Annotated in this window: 1 protein-coding gene; it reads left to right on the top strand. The window is 35.0% G+C overall.

Features of this window, described 5'->3' with window-relative positions:
* Positions 1-160: 160 nt before the first annotated feature.
* Complete coding sequence (locus A3SG_RS0118560) at positions 161-511, top strand: 4Fe-4S dicluster domain-containing protein (RefSeq protein ID WP_016991466.1); 351 nt, start codon at positions 161-163, stop codon at positions 509-511.
* The last annotated feature ends 23 nt before the right edge of the window (positions 512-534 follow it).

Genomic DNA, 534 nt, shown 5'->3' with positions numbered 1-534 from the left:
ACTTTTTTTTGTTTCTAATGTCATAATGTTTGCGTATGAATAGTTTTGATTGTAATTTTGTACAAAAATAAGCTTTAATAAGTCGAAAGGCAAAAGTCTTAAAGTCAAAAGTGACTTTACAGCGTTTTTTTTCACTTCGAATAATAAATACTATAACAAAATGGCAATAATAATAACTGACGAATGTATCAATTGTGGGGCCTGTGAACCGGAGTGCCCAAATACTGCAATATATGAGGGTGCAGACGATTGGAGATATAAAGATGGAACTAAATTAACGGGGAAAGTAATTTTACCTGATGGGACAGAAGTGGATGCTGAAGATGCACAAACGCCAATATCCGATGAAGTATATTATATTGTACCCGGTAAATGTACAGAATGTAAAGGGTTTCATGATGAGCCTCAATGTGCCGCCGTATGTCCTGTTGATTGCTGTGTTCCTGATGATGAACATGTGGAAACAGAAGAGACTTTATTGACAAGACAAGCATTTTTACACAACGACTAAATACCAAAGTCGTAAGAATAAAA

The organism is Flavobacterium sp. ACAM 123, assembly GCF_000264055.1.
GTDB lineage: Bacteria > Bacteroidota > Bacteroidia > Flavobacteriales > Flavobacteriaceae > Flavobacterium.
The sequence above is the reverse complement of the archived record's forward strand: the minus strand, read 5'-3'. Positions and strand labels throughout refer to the sequence as shown.